Below are 16,413 nucleotides of genomic sequence, written 5' to 3' on the forward strand. Positions count from 1 at the left end.
GGAAATTGGACGTTGCTCCGCTGCTGTTGGCCGGAGACACTGGCCTCATGCGAAGAAACACAAGCCAGAAGAGAGGAAAAGGTGCCCGCCCGGCTCCGGGCTACGATGGAAGCTCCTACACAACCATCACCAGAGAGGGCGGACATGAACGAAGAAATCAAAGGCTTGCAGACGCAGATCGACCTGATGAGCCAAGCACTGCAGCTGTTGGTCAACGCGGCAGAACTCGATCGCAAACTCAAAACCAGATTGCATCGGACATCAAAGGAGCTCTCAGTCCATCCAGATCCGGCCATCGCGAAAGCAGCGGCGTCCTGGGGACAGAAGTGGTTTCCGCACGAGCCGTTCATGGACGACCCGCTGAATCAGTAGCCACGTTGGTAAGTGCGCGCAGCTCCGCCCGCCAGGCTTCCAGCCCGTGCAAGTGCAGCCCTAACTCCAGCCTGCCGCCGCCAGCGTCGTCACCTACAAAACGGAGCTGCAGCGCGAGCCCCAGCCTTCCCAGCATCATGAGCACCCACTCGCGCCTAGCCTGTGATTGCAGCGCTACCAAGTCGGCTGAGATCGCTTCGAGCTCAACAAGATGTTCGGCGCCGATGAGCCGCCGAATTTCTGCGGGGATCAGCAGGCCGCATGTCTCACCCATCGGAGCTGGCGCGAACTGGGTGGTGCGCGCCAACTTGGCTCTCATTGCGCTCAGATCGGCATCCAACCGGCGTTCCATCCGCTTCAGCCTCAGCTTGAGCTGCCACAGCAATGGGCCGCCTTTTCGGGCTTTACGGGGCTTATTCATGGCCCGCCTTGGTGGCGGTTGGCTGCTCTGCTTGCTGCATGCGCCAGAGGGCAGCCTGCACGCGGTCGACGATGCGGGCCGGAAGTACATCTGGCCACTTCACGATGGCTTGGTAAGAAATGCCAACAGCATCGGCAGCGGAAGTCACCGTGCCACCCAAAAGTTCAATGGCTTTAGATTTGAGCATGCCAAATTGAACCACGGTTGATATTGAAATGTCAACCCAGGTTCAATACAGGCCCTATACGATCACAACCATGGTTTCTACATACTGGGATCGGCTAAAGCCGTCCATCGACGCAAAGGGATGGGGAGTGCAGCAATTGGCTGACGCTCTCGGCGTCAGCTATCAAGCAGTCGTTAAGGTTCGCGACGGTGGCGCCTTCGGTAGCAAGAACAACATCAAGGCCGCAGCCCTTTTAGGGCTCAACCCGACATGGCTAGCAACGGGCTCTGGCCCCGCGCACCTTGAAGATCAAGAAGGCACGCAGCACCCAGTAAAACGGTCGAGCTTGCGCCCAATCTGGGTTGTAGGGAGAGGCGCAGGAGGAGTGATGCCCGAGAGGATTTGGACGGATGGAGATCACCCAGTCGGAGCGACCGATGAATATGCTGAGCTGGCCTCAAGCGATGACCATGCATTTCTTGCTGAAGTTGTTGGTCAAAGCATGTTCCCGAAATACGAGAACAAGAATTTCGCCCTAGTTGAGCCAGGCGCCCCAATTGATATTGAAGACGTCGTTTTAGTCAGGCTGACAGACGGATCCACCATGATCAAGAGGCTGCTCTCAAGACGCAATGGAAGCTACACCTTAGGAAGCTTCAATGAGCCTGATCTTCTGGTCTATGAAGAGAGCCAAGTCTCATGGATGTACTACTGTGCTCACGAGGTACCGAGAAAGCGGATCAAGAGCAGATATTAGTTGTTCAAAAAATGTGGGCCTACGAATGAAGATCAGGGAATCTAGAGGGAACATGAAACTAGCTTTTGTCTTCACCGCATGCCTCTCACTTTCTGGATGCAAATTGGGCGACCCCAACGAGAAGCTGATCTATGCAGAGTCTGGCCTACCAGTCAATTGCCGAGCACTGATCGCAGAGAACATCAAGGGCTGGAGGTCAAGACAGTACACCCCTCAGGAAGCCCTTGAATCCATCGACAGGAACTGCGGTGCAGATGGCTACAACTGGGGCATCGGCAAATGAACCTCTTCCACGTCGCTCCACTAAACTTTGGATTTAAAAATGAGCGCTGATTACGAAAATCTCAAAGCATTTTTAATTGCGAGTACGAGATCTCAACTAGCCATAGAAGGCGCACTTGCGCAAATGAATATCAAGCTGCAACTTCTGGAGCGTAGAGTAGTTGCTGACGGTAATGTATCAGAGCAAGATCTCAAGCAACTAGGAGAATTACAAGGGGATATTAATAAATATATCGACAAAGTGAGCGAAGGCACTGAAGCGATGCTTGACAGCCTGGAGAAGTACGCACATGGCTGACTTTGCCCATGACATGGATGCCCAGCGCAGGCTCAGGGCTATCGAGAAAAGGATGGCAGACGGCGGTGGTGCACCGCCGCATAATGACGGCATGGAAGAGCGCGTCAAAGCCCTTGAAGAAGCTGTCAAGAATCTGCCCACCAAAGCAGACTTTGCAGAACTGCGCGCTGACGTGAAGACAGGGATCTCCGATCTGCGAGCAGAGATGCATAAGACCAACATCGACATCCACAAGTGGATGATCGGAACGGTAATTGGCCTTTTCCTGGGGTTTGGCGGTCTTTTTCTTGCGATGAGCAATGCGCTCAAGCAATCATCGCCGGCACCTGCCCCTGCGATTGCACAACCGGCCACCCCATCTCCAATCATCATCAACGTACCAAGCTCGGCACCAGCAGTTGCCTCCTCGCCTGCGACGAAAGAGTAGCTCTCCCCGCCTTCACACCTAGCCCGCCCAGAGCGGGCATTTTTTCGTCTGTGCAGTGTGTGGTCATGGGTTGAATTTCAACCCCGGTTAAAAATATTTATCAACCTAGGTTGACTTTATAAATTCAACCGTGGTTCAATACATCCCATCGCAGCACAAAGCAGTAACGCAAAAGTGCAGCGGCACCGGCCAGATGGTCAACCGGCGTCGAAAGATGGGAAGGCAGAAGAAGGCGAATGCCCGCTGCTGTGGAGCCATGAAGGTGCTGCCCCTCTGCACCGACAAGGAACGGGCATGTGAGTCCTGGAGCCGGGTAACCGGGAAGAGCCAGGATGAAAACCAGAGCGTCTTCCAACGAGGGGGTTCTGGCTTAGACCACTGTTACCAACACGAATTAAGCGTGCAACTTAGCCCGGAGTTATGCAGCACTCTCTTGGAGCCACCAAACGCACCTCTGCGCATGATGTGTCAGAGCTTCTGTACTCGGAGCATGAGACGGATGCATAGGTTGGCGAATTCTGCTCCCGGCATAGCTCGCATACTCTGATTCAACCAATGACTCATGCACATCGACTTTTTGTGTGTGAGGATCAATGCGCAGCAAGTGCAGGTCAAAGAGCTTGTGCAAATCAGCACGTAACAGCAATCCGTTCTGCACGGTGTTGGTGTGCACACCCTGATAAGGAACGATGTGGGCAGCCTCTAGCAGAGCCTCGACAGTACAGCCAGTTAGAACACATGTTCTGGCATACGCATCAAGTAATTTTTGCCGAAAAGCTGGTTGCCCTTCTCTGCGAACAATCAGTGCCATTACCTGCCTACGCGCATCCTCCTGTAGCGACCATCCGTCTTCCTGATCAATGTCACTCAGCGCCTGCAACCTCTCTGCATTTGCAGGAGAGACAAGTAGCTTGGGCCTCAGCTTGCCGGCATGGTCTTTTCGTAGTTCCCAAATTCCATGTTGCTCCGGTACGTATGGCAGATAGCGTGTTTCTCCGCCAATCCAAACTCGGAAAAGCTTGTCCAAAGGATTGCCTTCATCTGTCTTTCTGGCCTTTTTGTTTCCTGCGTAGTTACTTCGTGAAGCGCAGTTAACGGTCAAGGAGGACAGATCCGGAAACATGTTGCTTTTCTTGAACTCGGGGATGTCAGCGAAGACGCGCTCGAAGATCTCGTGTTGGGTTGCTGGATGTTCAATCGACATGACAGCGTCCAAAACAATTTGAACAGTTGAGCGACTACCGTCGCCGTACAGGTACTTTTTTGTTGTCTTCCTTGATTCCATATCTTCACTGCCTTAAGAAATATTCGTCCCAACGATAGCTGTGTGCTGGCTTAACTATCCCTGAAGGCTCGCAATCGCGGGCCTTTTCCTTTTGGAGACTGACATGAACGCACGAATCCCGGTTTATGCCGGCCCATCTGCTAACCCCCACGCCGATGCCGAGCGTTGGGAGAATGAGGTGAGTTCGGCTGATGAGCTGCATGAAGAAGCCCAACGCCAGGCTCCGCTGATCGTACTTGCCGCTCTGCAAGCCATCGCCAAGCCCGGCGACTGGTTCAAGGACAAGATCTTCGCCGACCACAGTTGGTCAGCAGACGAAGTTATGCATGAGGCGGTGGCCTGCGACGATGACTCTGCTGATGCCTATACGGAGCTGATGCTCAGCCCCAGCGTAGAGAGCATGCAGAAGCTCAAGCAGCGAATTGCTGAGTGGTTCGGCAAGAAGAACGCCCTCGCGGTCTACGCCGCGCACATGGAGAGCCTGCAATGAGCCCGCCCATCCAACTCCAGCGCTTCCCGCGCCGCAAGAAGCCCGCACCCAAGCGGGCTTTGTTGTTTCTGGCCCTGCTGCTAATCGTGCTGTGCACCGGACTGGCCGGGTGCAGTGCCCAGGCGGCTGATTCGCCCACCAGCTCGACCGTCGCCGACCTCAAGCGAGCTGCCGCCGGCGCGTGGCTCTGCCCGGGGATGCATGCCGAGTGGCTGGATGCGCAGACCGTTCAATGTTTGAAGGAACGCCCATGAACGAAGCATTTGCTCTCCTGCTCATCGTTCCCACCTTTGCCGCCCTGGCCTGGAAACCATGAACCAACCTGATCACGAGCCCGGTACCGCCCGGGCTTTTCTTTTGTGGGTGACCAGCAGCGCTGCCGCCCTTCTCGCCTTCATCACTCAAGTGAGGTTTTCATGAGCAATGCTCTTGCACATCAGTCGGTCACGGCCTTGCGCCCGGCCAGTCAGTTTGATCTGAGCCCGCAGAACTTTGAGCAGGCCCTGACCTTCTCCAACTACCTGGCCGACAGTGACATGGTGCCCAAGGACTTCAAAGGCAAGCCGGGAAACTGCCTCATTGCCATGCAGTGGGGCGCAGAACTGGGCTTGAAGCCGCTGCAGTCATTGCAGAACCTGGCCGTTATCAACGGGCGCCCTGCCCTCTGGGGTGATGCTGTGATTGCCCTGGTGCTCAGCAGTCCTGTGTGCGAGTACGTGACCGAGGACGACGACGGGCACACCGCCACGTGTCGGGTCAAGCGCAAGGGCGCACCAGAGCAGGTTCGCACCTTCAGCATGGAGGATGCTCAGAAGGCTGGCCTGGCCGGAAAGCAAGGCCCATGGAGTCAATACCCAAAGCGCATGCGCCAGATGCGCGCCCGAGCCTTCGCCCTGCGAGACGTGTTCCCCGATGTTCTGCGCGGCATGCCGGTGGCAGAGGAACTGCAGGACATGGCCACCAGCCAGCAAGCCTCACCGCAAGAAAAGAGCATGGGCCCGGCCGAAGTAGTCCAACCTGAATGGGCGGCTGATCGCTGGGCCGCCGGCTTGCAAAAGTGGGTGGACGGGATTGCCGCCGGGAAGCCTCTTGCCGATGTGCTGGCATGGCTCAACAGCAAGGCCAAAGTCTCCGTAGAGCAAGAGCAGCAGCTGCGCGGCGAGGTAGCAAAGCGCCAAAAGGCGGCCGACACCAGCACCACGGCGCCTGATCCCGAAAAGCTGGCCGCAGACATCAAGGCCTGCACCGACCTGGACAGGCTGTACGAGCTGGGCGGCCTGATCGACAACATTGCTGACCCCTCCCAGCAAGCCATCCTCACCGACATTTTTGACGCCCGAGTGGCAGAACTGGAGAACGCATGACCATGCAACTCGTGAATCTCGTTCAGGGCAGCCCTGAATGGCATGCCCACCGCCGCAACCACTTCAACGCCAGCGATGCGCCGGCCATGATGGGGGCCAGTTCATACAAAACCCGCTCCGAGCTGATCAAGGAACTGGCCACGGGCATCACGCCCGAGGTCGACGCTGGTACCCAGCGCCGCTTTGACGACGGTCACCAGTTCGAGGCCTTGGCCCGCCCTTTGGCTGAGCAGATCATCGGTGAAGACTTGTCCCCCTGCGTTGGCACCCGTGGCAAGTATTCGGCCAGCTTCGACGGCCTGACGTTCATGAATGACGTCGCCTTCGAGCACAAGACGCTAAACAGCACACTGCGCGGCGTCATGGAGGCCGGCTGCACCGGTGCTGACCTACCGCTGCAATATCGGCTGCAGATGGAACAGCAGGCCATGGTCTCGGGATCCGAGCGCATCCTGTTCATGGCCAGCAAATGGACGAGCGAGGGCCTTCCCGTGGAAGCCCTGCACTGCTGGTACGAGCCAGACGCCGAACTGCGAGCCCAGATCATCGCCGGCTGGGAGCAGATTGAAAAGGATGTGGCGGCCTACCAGCCCCAGGCTGCCGAGCCCAGGCCTCAGCCCGAGGCCAAGATCCGCGACGCCCTGCCGGTGCTGCGCATCGAAGCCCGCGGCGAGATCACCACCAGCACCTTGGACAGCTTCAGGGTCGAGGTCCTGGAGCGCATCAACAGCGTCAACGCGGTGCTGGAGACAGACCAGCAGTTCGCTGATGCCGACGCCGATGCGAAATGGCTGCGGGAAGTCTCCAGTGCGATGAAGCAGGCCGGCAAAAAGGTGCGCTCCGACATGCAGTCGGTTGATGACGTGCTCAACGTGCTGGAGCAGCTGGACCAGATCGCAACCCGCAAGGCCATCGACCTGGAAAAGCGTGTCAAGTCCGAGAAGGATGTGCGCAAGCAGGTCATCATTCAGGAAGCTCAGCAGGCGCTGGACGTACATGTAGATAGCCTGAACAAGCAGCTTGGCACCTACTGGCTGCCTCGTATTGCGGGCGGCTTTGCGGAAACGATCAAGGGCCTGAAGTCGTTGGACAGCATGCGCGACAAGGTGGCCGTAGCCCTGACCAATGCCAAGCTGCAGGCGCAGACCACGGCCAACACCCTGCTGCTGAACCGCGACTTCCTCCGCGGCGATGGCACGGGCCAGGACTGGATCACGCTGTTCCCAGACTTCCCAGCAATGGGTGTCAAAGAGGCTGAAGTCTTCAAGGCCATGGCCACCATGCGCATCAACGACTTCAAGCAGGCCGAGGCCCAGCGCCTGGAGGCCGAGCGTGCTCGGATCCGCGCAGAGGAGGAAGCCAAGGCCAGGCGTGAAGCCGAAGCGAAAGCTGCCGCCGAAGCCGCTGAGCAGGCGCGCCAACTTGAAGCTGACCGCGCTCGCATCCGGGCCGAGGAGCAGCAAAAGGCCCAGGCTGATGCCATCCAGCAGCGCCAGCAGGTGCAGCAGCAGGCCCAGGCTGCACAGGCCGATATCGCCCAAGCGGTACGGGAAAGCGATCTGGCCAAGCCACTGGCAGAGGACCTGGCCGGACTGGTCACTGAGCAGGCTGCAGAAAGCGTGGCTGGCATCGACGCTCAACAGGCGATCAGCACTGCTCAGGCCAGCGCTGCAGCAGCTCCAGCCACTGACGAACAGGAAGCAAAGCTGACCATTGGGCAGATCAATACCCGGTTGAAGGATGCCGGCCTCGGTCAGATTTCAGCTGCAACCCTCGATTTCCACGGCATTCCATACGCCAAGGACCGCGGCTCGGTGCAGATCTCCGTCACGCAGGTCCGTCGGCTGCTGCTGCTGATCTCGATGGGCACCCGCAAGCTGGCAGATGACCTGCAGAGCGCCAATGTTTAACCCCCCGTGCCCAGCAATCAACTGGGCATCCACCCCAAGGAGCATCCCGTGAACAAGTCCGACCTGATCGAACACATATCCAAAAGCGCCGAAGTTTCAAAGCAGGCTGCTGATCGTGCATTGAGCGCCACTCTGGATGGCATCCGCCAAGCGCTCAAGAAAGGCAAGGTCGTCCAGATCATTGGCTTTGGCACTTTCAGCGTGGGCCGTCGTGCCGGCCGCACCGGCCGCAACCCTCGCACCGGCGAGAAAGTCACCATCGCAGCCACCCGCGTGGCGAAGTTCAAGCCCGGCAAGCACCTCAAGGATGCCGTGAGCTGACAAATTCCATAGCAAGTATCGCAAGCCCGCCCTCAACAAGCGGGCTTTTTAATTGAAATCTCAGAGTCCTCATCATGAACGCCAAATTCAAAGCAGCTGCCGCCTTCACTGACAAGCCCTATGTGGCCATCCCCATGGAGCCGGTTGAATCCAACCAGGTCAAGGCCGTCGGCTATGACCCGGAGACCAAGACGCTGGCCGTCACCTTCACCCGCGGCCCCGGCAGCATCTACCACTACCCCAACGTGGAGCCCGAGCTGCACGTGAACTTCATGCAGGCTGAATCCAAGGGCACGTTCTTCGGCAAGAACATCAAGGAACTGCCGTTCGACAAGTTCCCTGCACAGGCAACCACTGCCCAGGCCTGATCCCTTCCCGACAACTCCAGCCGGCCCGCCGCGCGCGGGTCGCATCGAATCCCAGGAGGGCCCATGGCCTTTGAACTTGCTGACCCAACCACAGTCACGATAACCAATGCGAACCCGCGGCGCGAGCTGCACGGCGAAGAAAAGGTGCGCGCGATTGATCTGGCCTTCGTGCTCACCGGCGAAAACACCCTACTCGACCTGATTGAGAAAGGGCTGCGCGAGCACCACTACTGCAACAAGGCCCTGCAGGAAGGCCAGACGGACCTGCCGGGCGTGCACATTCCGCTGCCCAACCTTCGCCACCCGCAGCTGCCGCTGATCTATCACTACGGCAAGGGCCAGAAATGGCGCGGCTATCGCTTCATCTGGGACTGGGGCCTAAACGAGGACCATGTCGACTTCACCGACGCCGTCCTGTCCAACCTTCAGTACGAGCTCTCGGAGGGCGGCAGTGTCACGGTGAAAGGCACTATCTCGTACAACGGCGAGGAGTTGGAGAACAACGACCTCTTCGGCGAGCTCTCCGGCCTGGCCGCCGAAGGCGAGATCTCCATCAAGCTGCTGGCCCCTGCCGAACTGGTCCAGGCCAAGAAGGGCTACCGGGCTGGCAAGCCCGACACGCCACCACCTCCAGCAGACGGTGGCAGCGGAAAGCTCGACCTAGATGGTGGGCATGAGGACGATGACGACGGTCCAGAAGAGCGCACGCCTGAATCCGCCTTCACCGACTCAGTGCTGGACAGCCAACAATAAACCACAGCCCCATAGGCATGAGCACAGCGCGTGCAGCGCGCTGTCGCCGCATATCCTGGATGCGGCAGACTCCATGCACCCTACGGCCGCCGAAGACTCCCGTCGAAGCACTTTCAAAACCCATGCTGCCGCTTGATCATCCAGACTGATCGCAAGCAGTAATTGCTTCATCAAGGCGCACCCGAATCCGCTTGAAAAGGGGCTCACCACGCGTGCGTTCGCGCCCCGGCTCCGGAGTAATGCGCGTTTTAAGCATTTCAAATACGTAATCCAGGTCGCGATCCGTTCGGTGCACGAGAAACACTAGATCAGCATCGGGGACTTCAAACGGTGAAATGCTGCGCAGTATTACCCGCACCTGCTCAACATGTTGCCAAGCAGTTTGCTCAGATCCATCATTTACCTTCAAAACTCGTTCTGCATTGTCGACCGCCACTCGCACCCGCCTTAATGTGGCTTTGATCGCAGCGCGCTTAGCAAGTGCCTCTTTTGCTTCTCGTGCAGCCACATCCTTACTGGCTCGTGATGCCTGAAACGCGGCAATACAAGCAGCCGCAGCGATAGCCAGCACCGAAAAAATCGCCTGCATCCAGCCTGCCCATTCGGCCTTAGTCATACAGGTTGACCAATGTTCAATAGCAAAAAGACAATAGACTTGGCTTGGATCACCTCCAACCGCTGCCTTTCCAACCCCTTCAATTAACTCTTCAGCGTTCATGCGCTCCTCCTGGGGCGCAATCCTACCGCTTCACCTGCCCGCCTCGAGCGGGCTTTTGCTTATCTGGAATCCTATGCCCGTGCTATCTCCTGCCCTTCGCTATCACGGCGCCAAAATTGGTGGATGGACTCAGGTACCACTCACTGAACCACATCAACTTGGACTTCGAGGTTGGCCGTTCATTTAGGCGTTTTTATGGGTGAGGCTTGGAGGTTCTAGGCGCGCCAAGGCATCGATCGCACGCTGATCCTCAGCGGTCATCATTGGCAGAACATAGTCAAAGGTGTATTTGGGCTTATAGCGACCTGTAAACATTTCATATGTCCCATCATCTTCTTTGATTCCAATATTTTTAAAACCATTTTTTAAATGCCATTCGACAGCACCAGGAACCGAAAATGAGTGCAGATCAGAATCTCCGCGCACATGGTCTATAAGTGCCCGGCCTACACCAAGCTTTCGAAAGGACTCAAAGACCACGATTGATTCAATTCTCTTGATCTTAGGCACTTCTGTTTTTGTAACGATGACCATGCCAATCGGCAGCTTCTCTTCATTGAAAGCTATGAATAGCTTAGACAAGCCCGCTTCAATCATCATCAAAGCTTGCGCTTGCATCCGGTACCTATTATCAACACTCCAATCAGTTTCCTTTCCGAGCTCCAGCCCATAGAAACCAGCAAGGCATAACTTTACTGACATGCTGCTCTCAACATCTTCCTTCCGAATATGCTTAATCGAAAATTTGAAACCATTTTTCTTTGTTTTCTTATTCATAGAAATATATTCCTTACGAGTTATGAAACAGGAGATTATTTATTAAATGCGTGTAGCCCATTCAGTAATTTAGCAGTAGCCCGCCTAGAGCGGGTTTTTTTATGGAGCTCTGATTGACCACCGACGCCTTCAGCGCCCAGGCGCCACACATCCGGGCAGCCCTGGCCCAGGTCAAGCGCACCTACTGCGCACCGCCCACCTTCGCCCCGGCCGAGAAAGTGACCGGGCACCTTAAGTGCCCGCGCTGCAAAAGCCGGCTGAATTTCACCGTCCTGACCAGCGGCGTCTCCTCCGGCCGCTGCACTTCCGGATCCTGCATTTCATGGAGCATGCAATGAAACACCCCGAAACTTGCGAAATTTCGCAAACTGCTGCCGGCGGCAAAGTGGACGAACTGGCCATGCCGGTTCGCCAGCTAGTCCAGTCTCTCCGCAAAGCCTCACCAGGTAACGATCTCGCTGATCTGCCACTGGACTAGCCGCCTCACCCGACAAACATCAAGCCCCGCCTCGTGCGGGGCTCTTTCATGGAGACGCTCATGAACAATCCATGGCCATACCTCACCGATGCGGAGATCAATGAGATCTGTGCTCCGCTGAAAAATGGGGCCGCACAGATCCGCTTTCTGGAGCGCCTTGGCATGGTGGTGAAGCCAAAGCCCAGCGGTCGCCCTCTTGTCGCCCGCACGGAGTTCGACAGAGTCATGACCGGCAGCAATGCCGTGGCCACAGGTCATAGCACGAGCGCAGCCTCATCCACTCCCAACGTAATCGGGCTGCAATCCTTCTTCAAACAGAGAAAACATGGGACGAGCACGTAAAGATGGAGACCCAATGGGTCTCGCTGGCACTCGCCTTTCCTTCAAACACAATGCCTTCTACTACCGTCACAGGGACGGCCGATGGGAGCGCATGGGCACCGATGTCCGTGCCGCGAAGGAGCGAGCTGCCATATACAACAGCCCGGCTGACAACTATGGCACCACCGCGTACTGGTTGGATCAATTCTTGGTGGACTGCCAACAACGGGTATCCATAAAAGACCTCGCGCCGCGGACTCTCTCCGACTACACAAAGGATTCAGAGCCGCTCAAAGTGTTCTTTGGGGCAATGCTCCCTGAGCACATTGAGCCCCACCATGTCCAAGCCTATTTGGATGCAGGCTCTGCGGCTGAGCGCGGAGTGCGCGCCAACCGGGAAAAAGCATGTCTGAGCTCGTGCCTGTCCTGGTTGATCCGCACAAACAAATGCCCCGGCCTCAAGATCAACCCGTGTATGCAAAAAAGCGGCACGCGAGAAAACTCGGAGAAAAAGCGCGATCGGTATGTCACTCATCAGGAGTATCAGGAGGTCTATGCCTTGGCCTGGCCCCAGGTGCGCGTACTGATGGAGCTTACCTACCGTACCCTGCAGCGGCCGGAGAGCGACATCATCTACTGGACGCCGAAAGTCCTCGCACGCGATCCACACACAGGGAATCGCATCATCACCTTCGAGCAGGGAAAGACGGGCACAAGGCTGAAGATTGCGATGACCGAGGGCTTGGAAAAACTGATCAACCGTGCCGTGGGCACGAATCCACAGATGGACCAGCCTCTGGTGCACACCCGAGCGGGCACTGGGTATACCTACGGTGGAATCAACTCCATGCTCGGCAAAGCCATCCGGACCGCAAACGAGATCAGGGCGACCCAAAACATCCCACCCATGGCCTCCTTTGGCTTCCGCGACCTCAAGGGCAAAGGTGCCACCGATATGTGGCTGGCAGGGACGCCCATCGAGCAGATCCAGCTGCTCTGCGGCCACTCCGACAAGGCCACAACGGAGCGTTACATCAAGGCCCGATGGCGGGCGACTGCTCAGCCGAACGAGACAGCCGTAATGACTGTATGACCACTGTATGAAATCACTGGATATGAGACCCGTCACATATGTGGTCACATAAAGCAGAAAAGCCGCTACAACTTTAATAGCTGTAGCGGCTTTCGCATTCTGGTGGGTCCTGCGAGATTCGAACTCGCGACCAACGGATTAAAAGTCCGCTGCTCTACCGACTGAGCTAAAGACCCTGCCACACATCAAAAGCAGTAGTTGCCTAATCAGTGGAATGACGTTATTGTAATCTATTTTTTCCGGCTCTTTGCCTAATTCTTGAATTAGTTGGATTAGCTTGGTTTGCGGGCCAATTGATCAAGTACCCAGCCTGCTGCGCACTGACCAAAGGTAGCTGTCACAGCTACGACCGAACCATAACCGTGGCAGTTGAGACTGCCATCACCGCCCTCGATTGAGCAAGATGCATCCGGTGGTGCGACGGCCTCGCGGCTGAACACACAAGTCACCCCCATGCGCTTGCCATCCTTGGGAGCGCCATGCTGCTTGCGCAGCCGGTAGCGCAGCTGCGATAGAAGCGGATCATGGGTTGTCGCACTCAGGTCTGCAATGTCCACCAAGTGGGCCATGCGCTTGCCGCCTGCGGCACCAACGGAGATAAAGCACTGTCTGGTTTTGCGCGCATGTGCCGCCATTTCGGCCTTGGCCTTGATCTGGTCGCAAGCATCTATCACCGCATCGGCATCTGCCGGCAAGAGTTGCTGCCAGTTGTCCGGATCGACAAATTCATCGATGCAATTGACCACGCAGGCCGGATTGATCTCGGCGATACGATAACGCATGGCATCGATCTTGGCCTGCCCCACCGTGCTGGTCAGCGCGTGGATCTGGCGATTGATATTGGACTCGGCCACATGGTCCATATCGATCAGAGTCAAGCGGCTCACGCCGCTGCGCGCCAGAGCCTCGGCCGTCCATGAACCGACTCCGCCCACACCGACCACCACTACATGGGCCGCACGAATCCGGGCTGCCCCCTGCACGCCGTAGAGGCGCTCCAAACCGCCAAAGCGGCGCTGCACATCTGCTTCTTCCATAGAAAAAACAGCGCCGGATTGGGGCGCTGTTTCCGCTTGAGGCTGAGAATATTCGGCCATTACTTGAGCGTCGCCAGCTTGGACTTGGCAATCCCTGCGGCTTCCGAGTTCGGATAGGCCTGCAGCAGCTCTTCCAGGGTCTTGCGAGCTGCCTTGGTGTCCTTGAGTTCCACCAGACAGTTGGCGATGGACAGGGCCGCTTCCGGTGCACGAGCATGCATGGGCGCATTGGTCATGACCGAACGGAAATTGGCGATGGCATTCTTGTAGTCGCGCGTGGCGTACTGCGAGTTGCCCAGCCAGAAGCGCACCGACGGCGTATAGCCGCTCTTGGGCCATTGACGCAGGAAAGCGGCGAAGGCCTGACCGGCCTCGGGGAACTTGCCCGAACGGAACATGCCCAGAGCCTGCTCGAATTCCTGCTGCTCATTGCGATCGGCAGTGAACTCCACGCCGTCCACAGTCACGCTGACGGGTTCGAACTGGCGCAGCCGCTCGTCAAAGCCCTTGGCCAGATCTTTCTGGCCACGCTGCAACTCTGCGGCATCGCGTGTCAGCTGCTCGTTCTGACCCCGCAGCTTGGCCTGGTCCGACTTGAGCGACTCGATCTGCGACTGCAGATCCAGCAGGCTGCGGCGGGTTTGCTCCTGCGATTGCTGCAGGCTGTCAACGCGCTGGCGCAGTTCGATGATGGCGCGGCGCGCCTCGTCATCACCAAACAGGGCTGCATGGGCGCTGATGGCAGAGCCGGCCAGCAGGCCGGCCACCACCAAGCGAGGCAGCGTTGCGTGACGGAGAGTCAACAAGGCCTGCTTCATCATTAACGGTAGTTGATTTCAACGCGACGGTTTTGAGCGTAGGCGTCTTCGCTATGACCTTCAGCAGCGGGCTTTTCCTTGCCGTAGCTCACTGCTTCAACCTGAGCGTCGTTCACGCCCAGCAGGCCCAGAGAACGGCGCACGGCTTCAGCGCGCTTTTGACCCAGGGCCAGGTTGTATTCACGGCCGCCGCGCTCGTCGGTATGGCCTTCCAGTTGCACCTTGGCAGCGGGGTTGGCCTTGATGAACTTGGCATGGGCTTCGATCTGGGGCTGTGCATCAGCCTTGACAGAGTAGCTGTCAAAGTCGAAGTAGACGATGCGGCTGACGCCCTGAGGGCCGGCCTTGGAAGCGGCGGAACCTGTCAGGTCCACGCCCGACACGCCACTTTGGCCCTGGCCGCTGGTGCCAGCACCCTGGCTGGACAGCGAACCGTCAACGGGCTTGTCGTCCAGCTTGACGCCAGAGCTGCAACCTGCGACCAGCGCGGTCACAGCCAAAGCCAGGGAAAGACGTTTGATAGTCAACATGAGATTTCTCCGAACAGTCCACAACGGACTTCATCACTAGAAAGAAAGAAGGAAAGCAAACTTCAGATCAGTGTTTTTGGAACGGGCCCCAGTCGGGCTCACGTATGTCTCCACTTGCACCTGCCAGACGCGCCTTGATCTTGCCGTCCAGCGTGGTGGTCATGAGCGCTTCACGGCCTCCCTGAATGGTGGCGTAAACAATCAGACGGCTATTGGGCGCAAAACTCGGGCTTTCGTCCGCCGTGGTGTCCGTGACGGAGTTCACTGTGCCTGTCGCCAGATCCATGACCTGGAGCTTGAAACCACCGCCTACGCGGGAGATATAGGCCAGCCATTTGCCGTCGGGGCTGATGGCGGGCGAGATGTTGTAGTTGCCGGTGAAGGTCACTCGCTCGGCACTGCCGCCCGAGGACGAGACCTTGTAGACCTGAGGTGCACCGCCGCGATCGCTGACAAAGTAAATGGTGCGGCCGTCACTGGAGAAGCAGGGCTCGGTATCGATGCCGCTGCTTTGCATGAGACGACGGGGCTCACCGCCCTGGGCGCTGAGCAGATACAGCTGCGAGCCGCCGTCGCGGCTCAGCGTCACGGCCAGACGGCTGCCGTCTGGCGACCAGGCGGGAGCGCTGTTGGAGCCGCGGAAGTTGGCCAACAGACGACGATGGCCGCTGGCTACATCGTGCACATAGACCACGGGCTTGCGTGACTCGAAGGACACATAGGCCAGTTGCGTGCCGTTGGGCGCCCAGGCAGGGGAAATGATGGGCTCGGGACTGGACAGCGCGGACTGGGCATTCTCGCCGTCCGCATCGGCAATCCACAGGCGGTAGTGGGCACCGGCCTTGGTCACATAGGCAATGCGGGTGGAGAAAATGCCTTTCTCGCCCGTGAGCTTCTCATAGATGTAGTCGGCAATGCGGTGGGCCACGAGGCGCAGATCGCCGGTGGTGACTGCGAAGCCCTGACCACCCAGATCCTGGCCCTTGACCACATCCCAAAGGCGGAAGCGCACATCCCAGCGGCCATCCGCCAGACGCGTGATGCTGCCGGTCGCCAGCGAATCGGCACCCTTCTGACGCCACTGGGCCACATCGGGGCGTGAGGTCTCGTCAAGCGCCAGGCCTGAGGCATCCACGCCGCGGAACTGTCCGCTGCGCTCCAGGTCGGCCTGGATGATGGCGGAAATCTTCTGTGGGGCCGAGCCCTCTCCCTTGAACTGGGCAATTGCGATCGGCAACTGTGTCAGGCCCACGCCTGTTACCTCAACCCTGAACTGGGCCAGTGCCGGAAAGGCCGGCGTGGCGGCTAACGTTGCCAGCATGGCTCTGCGGGAAGCGCGCGGCCCTGCCGCCCAGGTTGTCAGGGATGGAAGTCGGTCAATAGTCATTGGCAGCCATCAAAATTTCCGGAATTGCCCGGTACAAACA

The 16,413-nt window shown here is 57.8% G+C and carries 25 protein-coding genes and 1 tRNA gene; 16 read left to right on the plus strand and 10 right to left on the minus strand.

Features of this window, described 5'->3' with window-relative positions; translation table 11 throughout:
- The first annotated feature begins 144 nt into the window (after positions 1-144).
- On the plus strand, positions 145-372 hold the full coding sequence (locus V8Z78_RS03755; RefSeq protein WP_349730927.1) for a hypothetical protein: 228 nt from the start codon (positions 145-147) through the stop codon (positions 370-372).
- On the opposite strand, the gene V8Z78_RS03760 is transcribed toward V8Z78_RS03755, so the two are convergent.
- Together V8Z78_RS03760 and V8Z78_RS03765 are read right to left on the minus strand one after the other, a co-directional pair.
- A complete protein-coding gene (locus V8Z78_RS03760) occupies positions 347-793 on the minus strand; it encodes a hypothetical protein (protein WP_349730928.1) in 447 nt (148 codons plus the stop codon). The two genes, V8Z78_RS03755 and V8Z78_RS03760, sit on opposite strands and share 26 nt — an antisense overlap.
- A complete protein-coding gene (locus V8Z78_RS03765; protein ID WP_349730929.1) occupies positions 786-980 on the minus strand; it encodes a hypothetical protein in 195 nt (64 codons plus the stop codon). The genes V8Z78_RS03760 and V8Z78_RS03765 overlap by 8 nt, the downstream gene beginning before the upstream one ends.
- A 70-nt stretch (positions 981-1,050) precedes the next feature.
- Here V8Z78_RS03765 and V8Z78_RS03770 point away from each other — a divergent pair, with 70 nt between their 5' ends.
- From V8Z78_RS03770 to V8Z78_RS03785, 4 genes are read left to right on the plus strand one after another with little or no spacing between them, the layout of a single operon-like run.
- A complete protein-coding gene (locus V8Z78_RS03770) occupies positions 1,051-1,716 on the plus strand; it encodes a S24 family peptidase (RefSeq protein ID WP_349730930.1) in 666 nt (221 codons plus the stop codon).
- A 52-nt stretch (positions 1,717-1,768) separates the two neighbouring features.
- Positions 1,769-1,999 (plus strand): hypothetical protein, encoded by a 231-nt coding sequence (locus V8Z78_RS03775; protein WP_349730931.1) that lies wholly within the window; start codon positions 1,769-1,771, stop codon positions 1,997-1,999.
- 39 nt (positions 2,000-2,038) lie between these two features.
- Positions 2,039-2,296 (plus strand): hypothetical protein, encoded by a 258-nt coding sequence (locus V8Z78_RS03780; protein WP_349730932.1) that lies wholly within the window; start codon positions 2,039-2,041, stop codon positions 2,294-2,296.
- Entirely contained in the window at positions 2,289-2,723 is a 435-nt protein-coding gene (locus V8Z78_RS03785; RefSeq protein WP_349730933.1) for a hypothetical protein, read from the plus strand. Before V8Z78_RS03780 ends, V8Z78_RS03785 begins: the two co-directional genes overlap by 8 nt.
- Before the next feature lie 418 nt (positions 2,724-3,141).
- On the opposite strand, the gene V8Z78_RS03790 is transcribed toward V8Z78_RS03785, so the two are convergent.
- Positions 3,142-4,008, minus strand: a complete 867-nt coding sequence (locus V8Z78_RS03790) for an HNH endonuclease (protein ID WP_349730934.1) — start codon at positions 4,006-4,008, stop codon at positions 3,142-3,144.
- Positions 4,009-4,111: 103 nt separating this feature from the next.
- Between V8Z78_RS03790 and V8Z78_RS03795 the strand changes: the two genes are divergently transcribed.
- The 7 genes from V8Z78_RS03795 to V8Z78_RS03825 all read left to right on the plus strand — a co-directional run bounded on the left by V8Z78_RS03795 (position 4,112) and on the right by V8Z78_RS03825 (position 9,214).
- Entirely contained in the window at positions 4,112-4,498 is a 387-nt protein-coding gene (locus tag V8Z78_RS03795) for a hypothetical protein (protein ID WP_349730935.1), read from the plus strand.
- Positions 4,495-4,752: a hypothetical protein gene (locus tag V8Z78_RS03800; RefSeq protein ID WP_349730936.1), complete on the plus strand. Its 258-nt coding sequence runs from the start codon at positions 4,495-4,497 to the stop codon at positions 4,750-4,752. Before V8Z78_RS03795 ends, V8Z78_RS03800 begins: the two co-directional genes overlap by 4 nt.
- Positions 4,753-4,914: 162 nt before the next feature.
- Positions 4,915-5,862, plus strand: coding sequence for a recombinase RecT (locus V8Z78_RS03805; RefSeq protein WP_349730937.1), 948 nt, complete (start codon positions 4,915-4,917; stop codon positions 5,860-5,862).
- The gene (locus V8Z78_RS03810; protein WP_349730938.1) at positions 5,859-7,772 is read left to right on the plus strand and encodes a YqaJ viral recombinase family protein; all 1,914 of its coding nucleotides are present in this window, start codon (positions 5,859-5,861) and stop codon (positions 7,770-7,772) included. Before V8Z78_RS03805 ends, V8Z78_RS03810 begins: the two co-directional genes overlap by 4 nt.
- A gap of 48 nt (positions 7,773-7,820) precedes the next feature.
- Positions 7,821-8,093, plus strand: a complete 273-nt coding sequence (locus tag V8Z78_RS03815; protein WP_349730972.1) for an HU family DNA-binding protein — start codon at positions 7,821-7,823, stop codon at positions 8,091-8,093.
- A 74-nt stretch (positions 8,094-8,167) separates the two neighbouring features.
- Positions 8,168-8,461, plus strand: a complete 294-nt coding sequence (locus V8Z78_RS03820) for a KTSC domain-containing protein (RefSeq protein WP_349730939.1) — start codon at positions 8,168-8,170, stop codon at positions 8,459-8,461.
- Between the two features lie 63 nt (positions 8,462-8,524).
- Complete coding sequence (locus tag V8Z78_RS03825; RefSeq protein WP_349730940.1) at positions 8,525-9,214, plus strand: hypothetical protein; 690 nt, start codon at positions 8,525-8,527, stop codon at positions 9,212-9,214.
- A gap of 136 nt (positions 9,215-9,350) precedes the next feature.
- Here the strand turns inward: V8Z78_RS03825 and V8Z78_RS03830 are convergent, their stop codons facing one another.
- Both V8Z78_RS03830 and V8Z78_RS03835 read right to left on the minus strand, forming a co-directional pair.
- Positions 9,351-9,932 carry a hypothetical protein gene (locus tag V8Z78_RS03830; RefSeq protein ID WP_349730941.1) on the minus strand — a complete coding sequence of 194 codons (582 nt, stop codon included), beginning with the start codon at positions 9,930-9,932 and terminating at the stop codon, positions 9,351-9,353.
- A 183-nt stretch (positions 9,933-10,115) separates the two neighbouring features.
- Positions 10,116-10,709, minus strand: a complete 594-nt coding sequence (locus tag V8Z78_RS03835; protein WP_349730942.1) for a GNAT family N-acetyltransferase — start codon at positions 10,707-10,709, stop codon at positions 10,116-10,118.
- Between the two features lie 113 nt (positions 10,710-10,822).
- Here V8Z78_RS03835 and V8Z78_RS03840 point away from each other — a divergent pair, with 113 nt between their 5' ends.
- Genes V8Z78_RS03840 through V8Z78_RS03855 form a run of 4 tightly spaced genes read left to right on the plus strand, consistent with a single transcriptional unit; the run spans position 10,823 to position 12,601 of the window.
- Positions 10,823-11,047 carry a hypothetical protein gene (locus tag V8Z78_RS03840; protein ID WP_349730943.1) on the plus strand — a complete coding sequence of 75 codons (225 nt, stop codon included), beginning with the start codon at positions 10,823-10,825 and terminating at the stop codon, positions 11,045-11,047.
- Positions 11,044-11,187, plus strand: a complete 144-nt coding sequence (locus V8Z78_RS03845) for a hypothetical protein (RefSeq protein ID WP_349730944.1) — start codon at positions 11,044-11,046, stop codon at positions 11,185-11,187. Before V8Z78_RS03840 ends, V8Z78_RS03845 begins: the two co-directional genes overlap by 4 nt.
- A gap of 60 nt (positions 11,188-11,247) precedes the next feature.
- Positions 11,248-11,529, plus strand: a complete 282-nt coding sequence (locus V8Z78_RS03850; protein WP_349730945.1) for a DUF4224 domain-containing protein — start codon at positions 11,248-11,250, stop codon at positions 11,527-11,529.
- 13 nt (positions 11,530-11,542) lie between these two features.
- Complete coding sequence (locus V8Z78_RS03855; protein WP_349730946.1) at positions 11,543-12,601, plus strand: tyrosine-type recombinase/integrase; 1,059 nt, start codon at positions 11,543-11,545, stop codon at positions 12,599-12,601.
- Between the two features lie 100 nt (positions 12,602-12,701).
- Here the strand turns inward: V8Z78_RS03855 and V8Z78_RS03860 are convergent.
- From V8Z78_RS03860 to tolB, 5 genes are all read right to left on the minus strand, one after another.
- A tRNA-Lys gene (locus V8Z78_RS03860) sits at positions 12,702-12,777 on the minus strand.
- Between the two features lie 96 nt (positions 12,778-12,873).
- Positions 12,874-13,698, minus strand: a complete 825-nt coding sequence (locus V8Z78_RS03865) for a tRNA threonylcarbamoyladenosine dehydratase (protein ID WP_280009434.1) — start codon at positions 13,696-13,698, stop codon at positions 12,874-12,876.
- Positions 13,698-14,459, minus strand: coding sequence for a tol-pal system protein YbgF (ybgF, locus tag V8Z78_RS03870; protein ID WP_003061519.1), 762 nt, complete (start codon positions 14,457-14,459; stop codon positions 13,698-13,700). Before ybgF ends, V8Z78_RS03865 begins: the two co-directional genes overlap by 1 nt.
- The gene (pal, locus tag V8Z78_RS03875; RefSeq protein ID WP_003061517.1) at positions 14,459-14,986 is read right to left on the minus strand and encodes a peptidoglycan-associated lipoprotein Pal; all 528 of its coding nucleotides are present in this window, start codon (positions 14,984-14,986) and stop codon (positions 14,459-14,461) included. Before pal ends, ybgF begins: the two co-directional genes overlap by 1 nt.
- Before the next feature lie 67 nt (positions 14,987-15,053).
- Entirely contained in the window at positions 15,054-16,373 is a 1,320-nt protein-coding gene (gene tolB / locus V8Z78_RS03880; protein ID WP_279088205.1) for a Tol-Pal system beta propeller repeat protein TolB, read from the minus strand.
- Positions 16,374-16,413: the final 40 nt, after the last annotated feature.

Source organism: Comamonas sp. wu1-DMT (assembly GCF_040187805.1).
GTDB lineage: Bacteria > Pseudomonadota > Gammaproteobacteria > Burkholderiales > Burkholderiaceae_C > Comamonas > Comamonas thiooxydans.

What these genes read in the sequence shown, in the direction of transcription:
- V8Z78_RS03825 (WP_349730940.1), top strand. Translation starts at nt 8,525, where the DNA reads ATGGCCTTTGAACTTGCTGACCCAACCACAGTCACGATAACCAATGCG.
- V8Z78_RS03795 (WP_349730935.1), top strand. Translation starts at nt 4,112, where the DNA reads ATGAACGCACGAATCCCGGTTTATGCCGGCCCATCTGCTAACCCCCAC.
- V8Z78_RS03765 (WP_349730929.1), bottom strand. Translation starts at nt 980, where the DNA reads ATGCTCAAATCTAAAGCCATTGAACTTTTGGGTGGCACGGTGACTTCC.
- V8Z78_RS03780 (WP_349730932.1), top strand. Translation starts at nt 2,039, where the DNA reads ATGAGCGCTGATTACGAAAATCTCAAAGCATTTTTAATTGCGAGTACG.
- V8Z78_RS03850 (WP_349730945.1), top strand. Translation starts at nt 11,248, where the DNA reads ATGAACAATCCATGGCCATACCTCACCGATGCGGAGATCAATGAGATC.
- ybgF (WP_003061519.1), bottom strand. Translation starts at nt 14,459, where the DNA reads ATGATGAAGCAGGCCTTGTTGACTCTCCGTCACGCAACGCTGCCTCGC.
- V8Z78_RS03805 (WP_349730937.1), top strand. Translation starts at nt 4,915, where the DNA reads ATGAGCAATGCTCTTGCACATCAGTCGGTCACGGCCTTGCGCCCGGCC.
- V8Z78_RS03760 (WP_349730928.1), bottom strand. Translation starts at nt 793, where the DNA reads ATGAATAAGCCCCGTAAAGCCCGAAAAGGCGGCCCATTGCTGTGGCAG.
- V8Z78_RS03810 (WP_349730938.1), top strand. Translation starts at nt 5,859, where the DNA reads ATGACCATGCAACTCGTGAATCTCGTTCAGGGCAGCCCTGAATGGCAT.
- V8Z78_RS03820 (WP_349730939.1), top strand. Translation starts at nt 8,168, where the DNA reads ATGAACGCCAAATTCAAAGCAGCTGCCGCCTTCACTGACAAGCCCTAT.
- V8Z78_RS03855 (WP_349730946.1), top strand. Translation starts at nt 11,543, where the DNA reads ATGGGTCTCGCTGGCACTCGCCTTTCCTTCAAACACAATGCCTTCTAC.
- V8Z78_RS03775 (WP_349730931.1), top strand. Translation starts at nt 1,769, where the DNA reads ATGAAACTAGCTTTTGTCTTCACCGCATGCCTCTCACTTTCTGGATGC.
- pal (WP_003061517.1), bottom strand. Translation starts at nt 14,986, where the DNA reads ATGTTGACTATCAAACGTCTTTCCCTGGCTTTGGCTGTGACCGCGCTG.
- V8Z78_RS03790 (WP_349730934.1), bottom strand. Translation starts at nt 4,008, where the DNA reads ATGGAATCAAGGAAGACAACAAAAAAGTACCTGTACGGCGACGGTAGT.
- V8Z78_RS03830 (WP_349730941.1), bottom strand. Translation starts at nt 9,932, where the DNA reads ATGAACGCTGAAGAGTTAATTGAAGGGGTTGGAAAGGCAGCGGTTGGA.
- V8Z78_RS03755 (WP_349730927.1), top strand. Translation starts at nt 145, where the DNA reads ATGAACGAAGAAATCAAAGGCTTGCAGACGCAGATCGACCTGATGAGC.
- V8Z78_RS03770 (WP_349730930.1), top strand. Translation starts at nt 1,051, where the DNA reads ATGGTTTCTACATACTGGGATCGGCTAAAGCCGTCCATCGACGCAAAG.
- V8Z78_RS03835 (WP_349730942.1), bottom strand. Translation starts at nt 10,709, where the DNA reads ATGAATAAGAAAACAAAGAAAAATGGTTTCAAATTTTCGATTAAGCAT.
- V8Z78_RS03865 (WP_280009434.1), bottom strand. Translation starts at nt 13,698, where the DNA reads ATGGCCGAATATTCTCAGCCTCAAGCGGAAACAGCGCCCCAATCCGGC.
- tolB (WP_279088205.1), bottom strand. Translation starts at nt 16,373, where the DNA reads ATGACTATTGACCGACTTCCATCCCTGACAACCTGGGCGGCAGGGCCG.
- V8Z78_RS03785 (WP_349730933.1), top strand. Translation starts at nt 2,289, where the DNA reads ATGGCTGACTTTGCCCATGACATGGATGCCCAGCGCAGGCTCAGGGCT.
- V8Z78_RS03845 (WP_349730944.1), top strand. Translation starts at nt 11,044, where the DNA reads ATGAAACACCCCGAAACTTGCGAAATTTCGCAAACTGCTGCCGGCGGC.
- V8Z78_RS03800 (WP_349730936.1), top strand. Translation starts at nt 4,495, where the DNA reads ATGAGCCCGCCCATCCAACTCCAGCGCTTCCCGCGCCGCAAGAAGCCC.